This is a genomic window from Mycobacterium sp. D16Q13, from assembly GCF_002013375.1.
Classification (GTDB): domain Bacteria; phylum Actinomycetota; class Actinomycetes; order Mycobacteriales; family Mycobacteriaceae; genus Mycobacterium.
This window is the reverse complement of the sequence record NZ_MAEW01000001.1, coordinates 353,297-368,630: the sequence shown is the minus strand read 5'-3', so window position 1 is coordinate 368,630 and position 15,334 is coordinate 353,297. Positions and strand designations below refer to the sequence as shown.

The 15,334-nt window shown below is 65.7% G+C and carries 16 protein-coding genes; 9 read left to right on the top strand and 7 right to left on the bottom strand.

The features are described 5' to 3' along the window. The first annotated feature begins 11 nt into the window (after positions 1-11). Positions 12-806 (top strand): biotin--[acetyl-CoA-carboxylase] ligase, encoded by a 795-nt coding sequence (locus tag B4400_RS01830; RefSeq protein WP_078308693.1) that lies wholly within the window; start codon positions 12-14, stop codon positions 804-806. An 11-nt stretch (positions 807-817) separates the two neighbouring features. Beyond that, complete coding sequence (locus tag B4400_RS01825; RefSeq protein ID WP_078296681.1) at positions 818-1,375, top strand: PH domain-containing protein; 558 nt, start codon at positions 818-820, stop codon at positions 1,373-1,375. Here B4400_RS01825 and B4400_RS01820 read toward each other — a convergent pair. Next, positions 1,291-2,019, bottom strand: a complete 729-nt coding sequence (locus tag B4400_RS01820; protein WP_078308994.1) for a GtrA family protein — start codon at positions 2,017-2,019, stop codon at positions 1,291-1,293. The two genes, B4400_RS01825 and B4400_RS01820, sit on opposite strands and share 85 nt — an antisense overlap. A 157-nt stretch (positions 2,020-2,176) precedes the next feature. Here B4400_RS01820 and B4400_RS01815 point away from each other — a divergent pair, with 157 nt between their 5' ends. Genes B4400_RS01815 through B4400_RS01805 form a run of 3 tightly spaced genes read left to right on the top strand, consistent with a single transcriptional unit; the run spans position 2,177 to position 5,109 of the window. Further along, a complete protein-coding gene (locus B4400_RS01815) occupies positions 2,177-3,385 on the top strand; it encodes a 5-(carboxyamino)imidazole ribonucleotide synthase (RefSeq protein WP_139361223.1) in 1,209 nt (402 codons plus the stop codon). A gap of 2 nt (positions 3,386-3,387) precedes the next feature. Next, on the top strand, positions 3,388-3,891 hold the full coding sequence (gene purE, locus B4400_RS01810; RefSeq protein ID WP_170914904.1) for a 5-(carboxyamino)imidazole ribonucleotide mutase: 504 nt from the start codon (positions 3,388-3,390) through the stop codon (positions 3,889-3,891). Positions 3,892-3,945: 54 nt separating this feature from the next. Next, positions 3,946-5,109 carry an acyl-CoA dehydrogenase gene (locus B4400_RS01805; protein WP_078308696.1) on the top strand — a complete coding sequence of 388 codons (1,164 nt, stop codon included), beginning with the start codon at positions 3,946-3,948 and terminating at the stop codon, positions 5,107-5,109. A 6-nt stretch (positions 5,110-5,115) separates the two neighbouring features. Here B4400_RS01805 and B4400_RS01800 read toward each other — a convergent pair whose 3' ends face one another. Beyond that, positions 5,116-5,802 (bottom strand): TIGR03089 family protein, encoded by a 687-nt coding sequence (locus B4400_RS01800; RefSeq protein WP_139360076.1) that lies wholly within the window; start codon positions 5,800-5,802, stop codon positions 5,116-5,118. After that, entirely contained in the window at positions 5,799-7,307 is a 1,509-nt protein-coding gene (locus B4400_RS01795) for an LCP family protein (RefSeq protein ID WP_078308698.1), read from the bottom strand. Before B4400_RS01795 ends, B4400_RS01800 begins: the two co-directional genes overlap by 4 nt. A 119-nt stretch (positions 7,308-7,426) precedes the next feature. Between B4400_RS01795 and rfbD the strand changes: the two genes are divergently transcribed. The 3 genes from rfbD (at position 7,427) to manB (ending at position 10,325) form a co-directional block, all read left to right on the top strand. After that, positions 7,427-8,275, top strand: a complete 849-nt coding sequence (rfbD, locus tag B4400_RS01790; protein WP_078308699.1) for a dTDP-4-dehydrorhamnose reductase — start codon at positions 7,427-7,429, stop codon at positions 8,273-8,275. A 75-nt stretch (positions 8,276-8,350) separates the two neighbouring features. Continuing rightward, positions 8,351-9,223: a glycosyltransferase family 2 protein gene (locus B4400_RS01785; protein ID WP_078308700.1), complete on the top strand. Its 873-nt coding sequence runs from the start codon at positions 8,351-8,353 to the stop codon at positions 9,221-9,223. Further along, positions 9,216-10,325, top strand: a complete 1,110-nt coding sequence (gene manB / locus B4400_RS01780) for a mannose-1-phosphate guanylyltransferase (RefSeq protein WP_078308701.1) — start codon at positions 9,216-9,218, stop codon at positions 10,323-10,325. The genes B4400_RS01785 and manB overlap by 8 nt, the downstream gene beginning before the upstream one ends. Here manB and B4400_RS01775 read toward each other — a convergent pair. From B4400_RS01775 to cofD, 4 genes are all read right to left on the bottom strand, one after another. Further along, the gene (locus B4400_RS01775; RefSeq protein ID WP_078308702.1) at positions 10,322-11,677 is read right to left on the bottom strand and encodes a hypothetical protein; all 1,356 of its coding nucleotides are present in this window, start codon (positions 11,675-11,677) and stop codon (positions 10,322-10,324) included. The genes manB and B4400_RS01775 overlap by 4 nt on opposite strands. A 105-nt stretch (positions 11,678-11,782) precedes the next feature. Next, positions 11,783-12,325: an NUDIX hydrolase gene (locus B4400_RS01770; RefSeq protein WP_139361222.1), complete on the bottom strand. Its 543-nt coding sequence runs from the start codon at positions 12,323-12,325 to the stop codon at positions 11,783-11,785. Next, the gene (locus tag B4400_RS01765) at positions 12,322-13,698 is read right to left on the bottom strand and encodes a coenzyme F420-0:L-glutamate ligase (RefSeq protein ID WP_078308704.1); all 1,377 of its coding nucleotides are present in this window, start codon (positions 13,696-13,698) and stop codon (positions 12,322-12,324) included. The genes B4400_RS01770 and B4400_RS01765 overlap by 4 nt, the downstream gene beginning before the upstream one ends. Next, positions 13,695-14,663 (bottom strand): 2-phospho-L-lactate transferase, encoded by a 969-nt coding sequence (gene cofD / locus B4400_RS01760; RefSeq protein WP_078308995.1) that lies wholly within the window; start codon positions 14,661-14,663, stop codon positions 13,695-13,697. The genes B4400_RS01765 and cofD overlap by 4 nt, the downstream gene beginning before the upstream one ends. 390 nt (positions 14,664-15,053) lie before the next feature. On the opposite strand from cofD, the gene B4400_RS01755 reads away from it, so the two are divergent. Further along, complete coding sequence (locus B4400_RS01755; RefSeq protein WP_078292359.1) at positions 15,054-15,308, top strand: WhiB family transcriptional regulator; 255 nt, start codon at positions 15,054-15,056, stop codon at positions 15,306-15,308. Positions 15,309-15,334: the final 26 nt, after the last annotated feature.

Here is a 15,334-nt window from a genome sequence, read left to right as displayed (position 1 = left end):
AGGCTGGGCAGGTGACCGCGGACAAACTCACCCTCACCGACAGCCCCGGCGGACAGTGGCGCCGTATCGACGTCGTCGACGAAACCGGATCCACCAATGCCGATCTGGTCGCGCGTGCCGCGGCGGGGGAGGACATTGACGGCGTCGTGTTGCTCGCCGAACACCAGACCGCCGGCCGCGGGCGCCACGGACGTAACTGGGGCGCCCCCGCGCACACGCAGCTGTCCATGTCGGTGGGTATCGGCGTGGGTGAGGTGCCGCCGGACCGGTGGGGTTTGGTGCCGCTGCTGGCCGGTGTGGCGATCGTCGACGCGGTCGCGGAGGTCACCGGAATCCAGGCCGGGCTCAAATGGCCCAACGATGTGCTCGTCGAAGGACGCAAGCTGTGCGGGATCCTGGCGGAGGTTGCCACGCCCCAGTCGGCCATCGTGCTCGGTCTCGGTCTCAACGCCACCTTCACCGAGCGCGAGCTGCCGGACCCCAATGCCACCTCGCTGGCGATCCTCGGCTGGGCCAATCCCGATCGCAATGAGCTGGCGCGTGCGGTGCTGCGTGAGCTCGGTGACCGCGTCGAGCATTGGCGCACCGGGCGGGGTGTGGACGATCAGCTGTTGGCGGACTACCGCGCACGCAGCGTCACCCTGGGGGCGAAGGTGCGTGCCGAGCTGCCGGGCGAGCGTGAACTGATCGGCGTCGCCGTCGGGCTCGGCAACGACGGACAGCTCCGTATCGAGAGTGCCGATGGCACCGTCACCGCGGTCACGGCGGGCGACATAACGCATCTGCGCCCGCACGGCGAGCAGTAAAGTCGCCGCACGTGGGGTATCCGGAGAACGTCCTCGCCGACGACGAGCAGGTGGTGTTGCACCATCATCCGCACTGGAAGCGACTGATTGGCCCGGCGCTGGTGCTGATTCTGTCCACCGGCGCGGCGGCCTTTGTCGCCGCGATGGTCGATAACACCGACTGGCAGGCCACCGCGAAGAACGTGGTGATGATCGCGATCGGTGTCGTCTGGCTGGTGCTGGTCGGCTGGCTGAGCGTGTGGCCATTCCTGAACTGGCTGACCACGCATTTCGTCATCACCGATCGGCGCGTGATGTTCCGTCACGGATTGTTGAGCCGTTCGGGAATTGACATCCCGTTGGCACGGATCAACAGCGTGGAGTTCCGTCATGGCCTGGTGGACAGAATTTTGCGCACCGGCACGCTGATCATCGAATCGGCGTCACAGGATCCGCTGGAATTTCATGAGATACCGCGCGTGGAATACGTCCACTCGCTGCTGTATCACGAGGTCTTCGACACCCTTGGTTCTGAAGAGGGCGACAGTCGCTCCACTGGGCGGGGCCGGGAGCGGCCTCCCGCCACGTGATGCGCTGAGCCGTACAGGCCACGGCCGACCTCGGTGCCGTGATGCACGGTGGTGCTGTTCGGCAGCCCCGTATGCGGGTGCACGGAGTTGCCGCTTTCTGACGCGTCATCCTGCTCGGTCTCGCCGGTCACAAGGGTGACGGGGGCCTGGTCGTGGCGCCCGAACTCGTCGGGAAACACCCACCGGCGGAAGGCCCAGAACCGGAACGCCATCTGCAACAGATTGCCGATGAGGTAGGCGCTGATGAAGTCGGCGATGTTCTCCACCGTCAGGCTCACATTCGGCACGCGCAGCTCGAGGATGTAACTCGACACCCACAGCGGGACCATGGCGATGAGCACGCCGATGCCGCTGACCGCGAAGAACAGCAGCGCTTCGTGGTGCCGCTCGCGGCCTCCGCGGTCCCGGAAGCTCCACTCCCTGTTGAGGATGTAGGAGGCGATGACGGCGATGATGCCGGAGATGATCTTCGCGGTGAGGGGCTTGGGCTCCAGGATCGTCAGCTTGAGCGCATAGAAGATGCCCGAGTCGATGATGAACGTGGTCCCACCGACGATCGCGAACTTGATCAGCTCATGGTGCTGCTCGGCCACAGGCCGGATAAACCGGGGCAGCCGGGCGATGGTGGCATCGGCGAAAGACACAAATGGCGAGTGTACGGAAAATGGCATGGCAGCGCGAAGCGGTCCGCCGACCTCATTGGCTACGGGTGTGTATGTGATCGCGGTATTTCAGCTGCTGACGATGGCTGGGGCGGACCGTTCCGGCCGGGCCGCGTGGCCAGCATGACAACATATGTCTGTGTCCGAAACTCCCGTCGTCACCATGATCGGTGGTGGTCAGCTGGCCCGGATGACCCACCAGGCGTCGATTGCGCTCGGTCAGACACTGCGGGTGCTGGCTCACGCGGCCGATGAGCCGGCGGCTCAAGTCACCCCCGATGTCGTGTTGGGTTCGCATACAGATCTCGACGATCTGCGGAGGGCGGCCAAGGGTGCGACCGTGCTGACCTTCGATCACGAACATGTCCCCACCGCATTCCTGGAGACGCTGCAGAGCGAGGGCGTCAACGTGCAGCCGCCGCCGTCGGCTCTCATCTACGCGCAGGACAAGACGTTCATGCGGCGGAAATTGAAGAGCATCGGCGCCCCGGTCCCGGGCTTCGCGGACGTCAGGACCGTCGCCGATGTCGAGAAGTTCGCCTCCGAGACGGGCAGCCGGGTTGTGCTGAAGGCGGTACGGGGCGGATACGACGGCCGCGGCGTGTGGATCACCGACAATCTGGACGAGGCGCGCGCGGTGGCCGCCGAGCAGTTGGCCGCCGGGGTGGAGCTACTCGCCGAGGAACGCGTCGATATGCGCCGTGAACTATCGGCGATGGTCGCCCGTTCGCCGTTTGGGCAGGGCGCCGCCTGGCCCGTGGTGGAAACCGTTCAGCGGGATGGAATTTGCGCCGTGGTGATCGCGCCGGCGCCAGGGTTGCCGGAGGAACGGGCGATGGAGGCAGAGCAGCTCGCACTGCGCATCGCTACCGATCTGGGTGTGACCGGGTGTCTGGCGGTGGAGCTGTTTGAAACCAATGACGGGCGGCTGCTGGTCAACGAGTTGGCGATGCGCCCGCACAACTCCGGCCATTGGAGCATGGACGGTGCGCGGACAGGACAGTTCGAACAGCACCTGCGTGCGGTGCTCGACTATCCGCTCGGCTCCACCGAACAGCTGGCCCCGGTGACCGTCATGGCCAATGTGCTGGGTGCACACGAGACGCCCGCGATGTCACTCGACGAGCGGATGCACCACTTGATGGGACGCATCCCGGAGGCGAAGGTGCACTTGTACGGCAAGGGCGAGCGCGCGGGACGCAAGCTCGGGCATGTGAATATTCAGGGCCGCGCGGATGGTTCGGCGGCCGATCCGCAGTACGTGGCCGAGGTGCGGGAGCGCGCCGAGCGAGCCGCGCACTGGTTATCGCACGCGGTATGGACCGACGGATGGACGGAAGGGCACTAGGGATGGTGAGCGCACGGGTCGGCCTGATCATGGGCAGCGACAGTGACTGGTCGGTGATGTCGGATGCCGCGAATGCTCTGGCGGAGTTCGAGATTCCGTTCGAAGTGGGTGTTGTGTCGGCGCATCGAACGCCGGGGCGCATGCTGGAGTACGCGCAAACAGCCGCGGACCGGGGCATTCAGGTGATCATCGCCGGGGCGGGCGGGGCGGCGCATCTGCCCGGCATGGTGGCCTCGGCCACCCCGTTGCCGGTCATCGGCGTTCCGGTACCGCTCGCGCGGTTGGACGGCCTGGACTCGCTGCTGTCCATCGTGCAGATGCCCGCGGGCGTGCCGGTGGCAACGGTGTCCATCGGCGGAGCGCGCAATGCGGGACTGCTGGCCGCGCGGATCCTCGGGGTATCCGATCGCGGGTTGCGCGAGAAGGTTGTCGCCTTCCAGGCGAGCATGGAAGCAACGGTTCTCGAGAAGGATGCTGCGCTGCAGCGCAGACTATTAGGCGACTAAATTGACCGTGACGTACAGTTAACGGCGACTAACTGTTCGATCCTGGAGGCTGTGATGGCTGGAAACCCGTCGTTTGACCTGTTCAAGCTGGCTGAGGAGCACGACGAGTTGCGTGCGGCGATCCGTGGTCTGGCCGAGAAGGAGATCGCTCCTTACGCCAAGGATGTCGACGAGAAGGCGCGCTTCCCTCAGGAAGCCCTTGATGCGCTGGTTGCCTCGGGCTTCAACGCCGTACACGTTCCCGAGGAATACGACGGTCAGGGCGCCGACAGCGTGGCCGCCTGCATCGTCATCGAAGAGGTCGCGCGGGTATGCGCCTCCTCCTCGCTGATTCCGGCGGTGAACAAGCTGGGCACCATGGGCCTGATTCTGAGCGGCTCCGAGGAACTCAAACGCCAGGTGCTGCCGTCCATCGCCAGCGGTGAGGCGATGGCCTCCTACGCGCTGTCCGAGCGTGAGGCCGGAAGTGATGCGGCCAGCATGCGCACCCGCGCCAAGGCCGACGGCGACGACTGGGTGATCAACGGCTCCAAGTGCTGGATCACCAACGGCGGCAAGTCGTCCTGGTACACCGTGATGGCGGTGACCGATCCCGAGAAGAAGGCCCACGGTATCTCGGCGTTCATGGTGCACAAGGACGACGAGGGATTCACCGTCGGCCCGCTGGAGCACAAGCTCGGCATCAAGGGCTCGCCGACGGCAGAGCTGTACTTCGAGAACTGCCGGATTCCGGGCGACCGGATCATCGGTGAACCGGGTACCGGATTCAAGACCGCGCTGGAGACGCTGGACCACACCCGCCCGACCATCGGTGCGCAGGCCCTCGGGATCGCGCAGGGTGCACTGGACCAGGCCATCGCATACACCAAGGACCGCAAGCAGTTTGGCCGGTCCATCAGTGACTTCCAGGGTGTGCAGTTCATGCTGGCCGATATGGCGATGAAGGTCGAGGCCGCCCGCCTGCTGGTGTACACCGCCGCCGCGCGCGCCGAGCGCGGCGAGAAGAGCCTGGGCTTCATCTCCTCGGCGTCTAAGTGCTTCGCCTCCGATGTGGCCATGGAGGTCACCACCGATGCCGTGCAGCTGTTCGGCGGCGCCGGGTACACCACCGACTTCCCGGTGGAGCGGATGATGCGCGATGCCAAGATCACCCAGATCTACGAGGGCACCAATCAGATTCAGCGCGTCGTGATGACCCGCGCACTGCTTGGTTCCTAACTTGCGTTAGGGGAGGGTGCGGGTGACCTTCTCGGCGACAACCCGCCGTTCTTGTCCGGCGGGGTCGGGATTGGCCACCTGCACCAATGAGGCGCCAGCGATGAGCACCGCCAGGAGATTGGCGGTCAGCGTGTCCGGCGTGTCCCAGGAGCCCGAGCTCAGCACCCGATCCTCGGCCGTGATGCTCTGGGCGGCGGCACTTTCCCGTGCGGCGGCGGCGACCTCATCGGCGGTGCGGCCGTTCAAGGCGGGCCCGGCACCTGCGGGTGAGAACCGGTCTCCGTGGACTCGAACCGCCGTCGAATAGTCGGTCAACCCAAGCGGCAGGTGGGGCACCGGGCGCCCGAAAGCGTCGAGCGAGAGCACGCAGACCTCGTCGGCGTCCGGTTCGTCACCGGGCGTGCAGAACGCGACATCGGAGCTGTCCTCACCGTTGAGCACCACTTCGGCACCGGCCCACCAGATTCCGAGGAGCACACCCGCGGTCTGCCAATGGGCGGGCAGCCGCACCGCGACCGTGGACCCTGGTCCCGCACCAAGCTCGTCGCGCAGCATGTTGGCGGTCTTGGCGGCCCAGTTGGCCAGCGTCACCGTCGAGAGCTCGATGCGTTCGCCGGTGGCGTCGTCGTAGTAGGTGATCCGCGGCGCCGGACTGTTCGCGTCGCCCAGCAGCAGAGAGGTGAGGTTCATCAGTTGACGCAGCGCGGCCCGTTGGCCGCGGTGAAGATGGGCGACGGTGGCGGCGGGGGCGCTTCTTCCTCTGTGGTCGAGCCGCTCTCCGCGGATGCCAGCGTGGTATCCCGTCCGGACCCGGGTCCGTGGTAGTCGTTGGACAGCACCACGCGAACGGTGCGCTCGGGCAGGCCCTGTTTCTCGACCACCTGCAACCCCAACGCCTCGGCCACCGCCTTGGCGCCTACGTCGTCCTGCTTGGCGGCCTGGACCTGGCTGCTACCCGCGTGGTCGGCATCATTGTTGCCGATCTTGCCCGCGGTGAATCCCTTGCCCACCAACAGTTCCGACACCGCAGCGGCGAGGCCGTTGATCTCCGTCTCATTGACCACGTCGGCGGTCGTTTGGTCCTTGGAGTAGGTGGCCTGTTCGGTCTTGCCGGCGGCCTGCTGGTCCAGGAGGCCGGACACCCAGCTGCGCACCTGATCGGGATCGACCTTCACGACACTCTGCGTACCGTCCTCTGTCCAACCGTCCTCGCGCAGGATGGGAATGGTCGCGAACGCCACGTTGCCCCCGGACAGCTTCTGCAACTGCTGAATGAAGTCCATGACGTCCCAACCCTCGCTGAGCACCACGGTGCGCGTGATCGCATCGCGAAGCTTGCTCAGGGTCGTTCCGTTGGTCAGCGTTCCGCCGGAGAGCGCCGAATGCGCCAAGGAGGACATCACCACCTGCTGGCGGACCACGCGATCGAGATCACCGCGGGGCAGGTCGTGGCGTTGCCGCACGAAGCTCAAGGCGTTCGGACCATCGAGGGTCTGCGGACCGGCGGGGAAGTCGGCGCCCGACATCGGTTCGTAGACAGCCTCGTTGAGGCACACGTTGACGCCACCCAGCGCGTTGGTCATCAGCACGAACCCGAGCATGCTGACCTCGGCGTAGCGGTCGACGGTGACACCGGTCAGCTTCGCCACGGTCTGGATCAGCGCCGAACGCCCCGCATCTACCGACTCGCGCTCGGCTGCCTCGAGGGTCTCACCGGATTCGACGCGCTTCTGCCGGTCGTTCTCTTTGGCTTCACCGTAGACGCCGTTGATCTTTCCCTTGGTGCCGTCCGGGACGGTGACGTACGAGTCGCGGGGAATGGAGATCGCCGTTGCCGATTTTCCGTTGTTGGGGATGCGGATGAGAATGATCGTGTCCGTGTTGGTGGCCGTCTCGTCGCCGGCGCGCAGCATCGCCAGCTCGTCCTGCGAGAGCGGATTGCCGTGCGCGTCGCTGCGGCTGTCGACGCCCACCATCAGAATGTCGATCGCGCCATCATTGGGTTTCCCGGCGTTGCCGAACAGGCCCGGCAGGTCGAACCGGGCGATGTTCGGATCGATGTTGCCGATCTTTCCCCAGGCGGCTCCGGTGACCACCATGACCGCGACCGCGGCCAGCGTCGCGATGCCCCGCCACAGGGGGCGTGGTGTCTCCGTCTGCGGTGAGCCGCTCGCGCGAAGAGCGTGAGGGTCGGTCACGGTGATCCGTTTCTTTCCGGGCCGGGCGTTCGCCGGGCAACATGTCTCAAGCCTTGTCAAGGCTACGTCGGGGCGGCGCTCATCCCTCGGAAGCGAAGTCGGCGTGCCAGACTCTTGGTGTGCTTGTTATCACCGGAGCGGGCGGTCAGCTGGGCACCCACCTCATTGCTCGCGCCGCACGCCGTAACCTCCCCATCCGGGCTCTGAACTCGACTGACTGGGATATTACCCGCGACAGTGCGCCCGACGGGGTGATTGCTGCGGGGGATACCGTCATCAATTGCGCCGCCTATACCGCCGTGGACGCCGCGGAAACCGATGAGGCCAGGGCGCACGCGGTTAACGCGACGGGGGCCGAGAGGGTGGCCCAGGCATGTCGTGAGGTTGGCGCCAGATTGATCCATATCTCTACCGACTACGTGTTCAGCGGTGAGTTCGGTGTTGCCAGCCCACGGCCCTACCGTCCCGGTGACGCCACGGGTCCGACCGGTGTGTACGCGCGCACCAAGCTCGCAGGCGAACAGGCCGTTCACGCTGTCCTGCCGACAGCCCAGGTGGTGCGCACCGCGTGGGTCTACACCGGAATCACCGGCGATTTCGTCGGTGTCATGAGGCGACTGGCGGCCGGGGACGGGCCAGTGCGCGTGGTGACCGACCAGACCGGGTCCCCGACGTATGCGGCAGACCTCGCCGAGGGGCTGTTGGACTTGGCGGCCTCCGGCGTCGAGGCTCCGATCCTGCATGCGGCCGGCGGCGGTGTGGTGAACCGGTTCGACTGGGCGAAGGCCGTGTTCGAGCTGGTCGGGGCGGATGCCTCGCGAGTGCAGCCCTGCCTGTCCGTCGATTTTCCAAGTGCCGCGCCCAGGCCGGTGTACACGGCGCTGGACAGCGATCATTGGGCCGGCACGGGCCTGGCGCCGCTGCGCCCATGGCGGGACGCGTTGGCTGAGGCGCTGGCCACAAACTAGGAGTAGGTACCCTCAAGCACCGTGCCTGATCCCCTTCGCCCGAGTGGCTCGTCGGTTTCCCCCGAGCAGCTCGCCGTGGTGACGGTGACGTACTCGCCCGGCGAGCACCTCGACCGCTTCCTGCGCACGCTGCGCCACGCCACCGATCGCCCCGTGCGGGTGATCATGGCCGACAACGGTTCCACCGACGGAGTGCCCGAAGGCGCTGCCGAGGAGCCCGACGTGGAGCTGCTCCGCACCGGGGGCAATGTCGGCTATGGGAAGGCCGCCAATCTGGGGGTGGGGCAGGTCGATCCCGGCGCCGAGTGGATTGTGATCGCGAACCCCGATGTGCAGTGGGGCCCGGGAAGCATCGACGCGCTGCTCGAGGTTGCGCAGCGATGGCCCGCGGCGGGCGCACTGGGTCCGCTGATTCGTGAGCCAGACGGCTCGGTGTATCCCTCGGCACGAGTGGTCCCGACCCTCACGGGGGGCGCGCTTCACGCGCTGTTGGGATCGGTATGGCCCACCAACCCCTGGACCGCGGCATACCGCCAGGACCGGATGGAACCGTCCGAGCGCGTCGTCGGCTGGCTATCGGGGTCGTGCCTGTTGCTTCGGCGCAAGGCCTTCGACGCCATCGGCGGATTCGACACGCGCTACTTCATGTACATGGAGGATGTCGATCTCGGGGACCGGCTCGCGCGCGCGGGCTGGCAGAACGTATACGCGCCCAGTGCCGAGGTGGTGCATGCGAAGGGGCACGCGGCCGGACGTGACCCCGCACGCAGCCTCACCGCTCATCACGACAGCGTCTACATTTATCAATCCGACCGGCACCCACACTGGTGGCAGGCGCCGTTGCGCTGGAGCATTCGGAGCGCGCTGGCGGCTCGATCCGCGATCGTGGTGCGCGCGGCGGTCCGCGCCAATCGGCGCCGGGACAAGCAAGGAGATGCGAATGCCTGACAGTGTTGTATCTGGCAGTGTTGAATCGGGGACCGTGAAAGCCGATGCCGTCATCTTGGTGGGAGGGCAGGGCACCCGGCTGCGCCCACTGACCCTCTCGGCGCCCAAGCCGATGCTGCCGATCGCAGGCTTCCCATTCCTGACACATGTGTTGTCGCGGGTGGCGGCGGCCGGGATCGATCACGTGGTGCTCGGGACGTCCTACAAGGCCGAGGTCTTCGAGTCGGAATTCGGTGACGGATCCAAGCTGGGCCTGTCGATCACATATGTCACAGAGACAGAGCCGCTGGGCACTGGCGGGGCCATCCGGAATGTGCTGGAGCATCTGCGCCACGACACCGCCCTCGTCTTCAACGGCGATGTGCTGTCCGGTCTGGATCTGAAAGATCTTCTCGCGCACCATGAGAAGACTCAGGCCGACTTGACATTGCACCTGGTGCGCGTCGGTGACCCGCGCGCGTTTGGTTGTGTGCCAACCGATTCTGATGGTCGTGTCACCGCGTTTCTGGAGAAGACCGAAGATCCGCCCACCGATCAAATCAACGCCGGATGCTACGTGTTCCGGCGTGAGCTAATCGAACAGATTCCCTCTGGTCGGCCGGTCTCGGTTGAGCGAGAGGTTTTTCCGGGACTGCTGAGCGGTGGTGCCAAGGTGTGCGGATTTGTGGACACCAGCTATTGGCGCGATATGGGAACTCCCGAGGATTTCGTGCGCGGCTCGGCCGACCTGGTCCGCGGCATCGCGCCGTCACCGGCGATTCCCGAACATCCGGGTGAGGCGCTGGTGCACGATGGCGCGTCGGTGGCACCGGGCGCGGTGGTGATCGGTGGCACCGTGGTGGGCCGGGGAGCCGAAATCGGCCCGGGGGCAAGGCTTGACGGTGCGGTGATCTTCGACGGTGCGCGCATCGAAGCGGGCGCCGTGGTGGAACGTTCCATCATCGGGTTTGGCGCCCGCATCGGTCCGCGCGCACTGGTGCGCGACGGCGTGATCGGTGACGGTGCCGACATCGGCGCGCGGTGCGAGCTGCTGCGCGGCGCCCGGGTGTGGCCCGGAATCACCATTCCCGACGGCGGCATCAGGTACTCCTCGGACGTCTAAGCGCCCGGCCGCAGGTCGGCGTCGGATGGTGCGTATTCGGCCGAGGATCCGAATATGCCTGAGGGGTTGGCGTTCTCGATGATCGTTGACGCTTTCGTGCTTGACAGCGGATTCTCCAGCGAGTCATGGGTGCCGAAGAACGGCAACAGTATCGGTGTGGTCGCTCCAGCGGCCTGCACCATCGTGAAGATCCGTAATACGGGGTGATCGGAAACCAGTTCCTCGATGACACCACGGGATGCGAACTGGGTTTCGGTACACAACGCCTTACCGCCCAAGAAATCGTGGACGACGGTTGATTCGCGCAGGAACCCGATGACATCCTGGCCGAGTGCCACCTGAGGGGAGTAGCAGGTGCGTGTTTCCTTCACCGACCGGTGGGTGACCGCGATCATGGTGACCTTCATGACCGCCAACCGGACGGTCCGCGAATCGATGTCGATGATGGAGGTGCCCTGGCTCGTCGATCCGGGAGCCAGGAACGCCCCGCCGGACGAGCCGGCCGCACCGGCATAGATCAGGTGTGCGTCGGCGGGCATCGCCGGAGTCTCGCGGTAGTCGCCGAACTGACTCCCGAGTGCATTCAGGTGCGCGGCTACGGTCTCCGGCGTAGGGGGCTCCGTGGGTGTGCCTTTCGGATACACGACGACGCGGGTCAGGCTGGCGGGCAGGTCGACGCGGAACGATCCACGGTTGTGCAGCGTGGTTTTCGCCAGGACGTGGATGATGGGGCCGGTCGAGCCGACCGGCGACAATTCGGTCTGCACGTCGATCAGGGGAAGTGAACTGTGTGGCACGTATTCGTTCTGAATCCAGAACTGCACCAACCCAATCAGGGGAAAGAGTGCGACGATGGCGATGCCGGTTCTGGTGAGGGCGCCCACCGCGTACCGGCTTAGATGCAACACCCAGCACAAGGCAATAGCGCCCAGCGCCAACGCGATTCCCGTGATGCCCCAGATCTGGCTGGCCGGACTGCGCAGGTCGAGCAGCCACACATAGGTGGCAAGGCACACCACGAAGACCTGGCTGACGAGTGTGGTGAGCACTGAGCTGTGCCTGTACTTGAGCATTGCCCCGATCGCCAGTGCGCAGGTAATGCCGATGGCGAGGAGCAGTGCCGTCCCCAGTAGGTCCCACGCGTTCTGGGTCAGCGTGGCGTTCCAGATGGCCAGCCACATGACGATCGCGCCGTCGGCGGCCACGCGGAGCACCAGGAGTGCCCGGATTGGCGGTCGCAGGTTGCCGAGCGTGAACGTCTGTTGTGGCTCGACCTCGCCGGGGGATCGCCCCGGATTGTCTTTCGCTATCTTCGCGGTGGCGCCAAAGGGCGTCTCAATCTTGATTTCCATGCGTGCACCTCACCAAATAACCGCTGATGAGGGCACGATACGACCGTCGATGTCGCGAGACGCGCGTAATGCACTACCTGACTTCGCGGAGCTTGGGTCGCGCGCTCAGCGCAGACGTGCCCGCGCCCGTTGGGCCAATACGACGACCGAGTGGTCTTCATCCGGAATCTGATCGATGGGCCACCAGCGCAGGTCGAGTGATTCGTCGCTGACGGTGATCTGAGCGCCTTCGGGTGCATGAGCCAAGAACTGCAGGTCGAGATGGCGCGTCGGCACACCCAGCGAGCACGTGATCGGATGTACGTGTATTCCAAGAAGATTCGATGCCAGAGTCAGATTCGCGATCCCGGACTCCTCGGTGGCCTCGCGCAGGGCGGCGTCCCGGATCGTGGAGTCTTCCTCCTCGCAGTGGCCGCCCAGCTGCAGCCACTTACCGACGCGAGGATGCAGGGTCAGTAGCGCCTGCGATCCGTCGTGATTGACCACCAGCGCCGAGGCGGTGATATGGCCGGCGGCACTGCGGCGGCGGCAGGCGTCCGGGTTGGCGTCGAGGAATGCCAGCACCGAATGCCGGAGGCTGTCCTGCTCCGCATCGGGCGCCTCCCACAAGGAGAGCAGCTCGACGGCAGACTCGCGCAGTCCGGTCACAGCTCCACCAGCATCTGGCCGGCCGGCAGGGGAGTGCGTGGTGTCAATCCCTCGTCGGGGTAACCGTGGGGATACCCAATGGCGATGGCGCCCATCGGTTCCCATGAGGTGTCCAAGACGAGCTGCCTGCGTACCACGTCTGCCGCGAAGATGGTGGAGCCGATCCAGCAGCTCCCCACGCCCCGCGCGGCCAATGCCACCAGGAGTGCCTGCACCGCGGCACCGACCGCGACAGTGAACATGGTGCGTTCCGCCGCATTCCGGCGCTCGTCGGGATAGTCATGTGCGCCGTCGGGTACTAGGAATGGAATCACGACCTCGGGCGCGTCATAGAGGATCTGTCCGCGTGCTACCCGCTTCTCCACGGACTCGGGGGTGCGACCGTCCCCGCTGAGGTCGACGGCCCACGCCTCCTTCATGGCGTCCAGCAGTGCACGTCGTCTCGTCAGATCCCGCACCCACACGAATCGCACCGGGTGGGTGTGATGCGGCGCGGGCGCAGTCAGCGCCTCGCCGATGGCCTCGCGTAGCAGGTCGGGATCGACTGCGATGTCGGCGAATTGCCGGATGGAGCGGCGCACCAGCACCGCATCGCGGCGCCCCTGCTCCAAGGCCTCCGCGGTGCCGAGCCAGAACAGGTCGTCCGGGCCCGAGCGCTGGAGATCGCGGGCTGCGCTGCCGTCATCGGACACCGCCAGGCCGCGCACCACCGCGACGGGCACGTCGGTGAGCTTGCCCTTGACAAGGTCGGCGGCAGCGGCGATCTCATCGACGATGGCCACCTCGGTCACCTGAAGTTCGTTACCGTGCTTATCTTTTGCACCGGCGTAGCCGTAGAGGACGGAGATGCCGGAAGATCCGATGGCCGCATCGGTCTGGCCGTTGCGCCAGGCCCGGCCCATGGTGTCGGTGATCACCACCGCTACGTTCACGCCCAGCTGGCGCGACAGTGCGGCCCGCACCGCGGTCGCGCTGGCATCGGGGTCAACGGGAAGCAGCACGAGTTCGGCAGTATCCACATTGGATGCGTCGATTCCGGCCGCGGCCTGCACGATGCCAATGGTGTTCTCGGTGATCAGCGTCTTGCCCTTGCGGGCCAGCACGCGGACCGATTCGGAGTCGATCAATTTGCGCCGTAAGGCGTCTCGAGCCTCGGGGTCGGTGGGCGCGGCGACGATTCGGCCCTCGGCCTTCGAGATGATCTTGCTGGTGATCACGATCACATCGCCGTCGCGGACCCACGGCGCTGACTCGGCGATGGCCCCGGCGATGTCGTCACCAGGGCGGAACTCGGGCAGGCCCGGAACGGGTAAGATCTCTACCGGAGCCGCTGAACCATGTTCCGGTGCAGGGGAATCCACAGCTAAGGTCATAGGGTAACTCCGGCCAGGTCAAGTCCCGCACGCACCATTGCCGCCGTCGCGTCCGGGTCGGTCATGAGCAGCGGAACTGACCGTACCTGAACTCCCGCAATGTGAGCCGCGTCACCCTCGCCGACCAGCCAGCCATCCAGGATGCCGGTCTGTGAACGGGCGCCGAAGTGTTCCCCGACACCTTGCGAGCTCACCTCGACACCGATCACGCGCAAACATTCATCGGCCATTCCGCGGAGCGGCTTGCCCGACACGATCGGCGAGTATCCGATGACCGGAGCGGGGGTTGTGCGGAGCGCTCCGCGAACTCCACCGACCGCCAGTACCGCCCCGATGCTCACCACCGGATTGGACGGAGCCAGCAAGACGACATCGGCCTCGCCAATGGCCTCGGCAACACCCGGCCCGGCCTTTGCTTCGTCCGCGCCGACGAACGCGAAGCTGTGCGTGTGAACCTGCGCGCGGTGTTGTACCCACCACTGTTGAAAGTGGATGGCACGCTGCTGTCCGTCGGCGGGGTCGGTGATCACCACGTGGGTCTCGCAGCGGTCATCGCTGGCGGGTAACAGCCGGACTCCGGGCTGCCATCGATTGCATAACGCTTCGGTGACCGCTGATAGCGGGTAACCGGCTCGCAGCATTTGACTGCGTATCAGGTGAGTGGCCAGGTCCCTGTCGCCGAGTGAGAACCAGTCGGGCTGGGCGCCGTAGGCCGCCAGCTCCTCCATGGCGTTCCAGGTCTCGCCGCGGTGTCCCCAGCCTCGCTCGGGGTCGACGCCTCCGCCCAGGGTGTACATGCAGGTGTCCAGGTCAGGGCAGATCCTGACGCCATGCATCCAGGCGTCGTCGCCAATGTTCACGATGGCGCTTATCTGATGCTTGCTGGAGTCTGATCCGAGCAAGCGCTGGACGCCGAGCAGGAAGCGTGCTCCGCCGACGCCGCCGACGAGGACGGTGAGTTTCACGCTGACCCAGACTAGTGCGCCGGCAATGATGCGACACGCCACGAGGGCGCCACGCCGATTTTGTCGGTCGCAGATGGTATGAATTTTCGTCCTTCGCTTGACCCCGGCAGCGAACACGTGTGTAATCACACCAGTGTCATTCCTCGGGCTGAGTTTGGAAGTTACAGGCGCAGACCGAGATTCGATCAGATGTTCGAATGGAAATGGCCGAGAAAACAACGATGTGGCACGAAACCGGGCATTACGAGCTGTATTGGGATGCAAGAGGAACAGTGAGGAGGCGGGACGATGCTGTTTGGGCGCAATGAATTTGGCGTACACGACGAGCTGAGTTCCGGCGTTGGCACGGGTGCGACGGGCTTGCCGCCCGCACGTCCGCATCTGACGTTGGTGCAGAACGATTTTGATGCGTTGATCGGTGTAGCTGACGATCAGTGGCAAGAGAAGGCACTGTGCGCACAGACCGATCCCGAGGCGTTCTTCCCTGAGAAGGGCGGGTCGACTCGCGAGGCCAAGCGCATCTGCCAGGGCTGCGAGGTCAAGGACGAGTGCCTTGAGTCCGCGCTGGCCAATGACGAGCGGTTCGGCATCTGGGGTGGGCTGTCCGAGCGTGAGCGCCGCCGCCTGAAGCGGGGCATCATCTAACTCCGGGTTCTGTGCTCGACCAGGGC